Raw genomic sequence first — 315 nt, 5'->3', positions numbered from 1 at the left:
CGAACACAGAAGTTAAGCTTCTAAACGCCGATAGTAGTTGAGGGATCGCCCTCTGCAAGGGTAGGAAGTCGCCGCGCAATTATGGAGGATTAGCTCAGTTGGGAGAGCATCTGCCTTACAAGCAGGAGGTCACAGGTTCGAGCCCTGTATCCTCCATCCATACGAGCCGTTAGCTCAGCCGGTAGAGCATCTGACTTTTAATCAGAGGGTCGGCAGTTCGAACCTGCCACGGCTCATTAATTTAATATAATATGCCGACTTAGCTCAGCTGGCAGAGCACCTGTCTTGTAAACAGGGGGTCGGAGGTTCGAATCC

The 315-nt window shown here is 51.4% G+C and carries 2 tRNA genes; both read left to right on the top strand.

The annotated features are described in order from the left end of the window. Positions 1 to 83 precede the first annotated feature (83 nt). Positions 84 to 156: transfer RNA gene (locus J3U50_RS03280), tRNA-Val, on the top strand. A gap of 7 nt (positions 157 to 163) precedes the next feature. After that, positions 164 to 236: transfer RNA gene (locus J3U50_RS03275), tRNA-Lys, on the top strand. Positions 237 to 315: the final 79 nt, after the last annotated feature.

The sequence above is a fragment of the Lactobacillus sp. B3795 genome (assembly GCF_026535805.1).
Classification (GTDB): domain Bacteria; phylum Bacillota; class Bacilli; order Lactobacillales; family Lactobacillaceae; genus Apilactobacillus; species Apilactobacillus kunkeei_C.
Note: the sequence above shows the minus strand (reverse complement) of the source record. Positions and strands in the feature narration are given on the sequence as shown.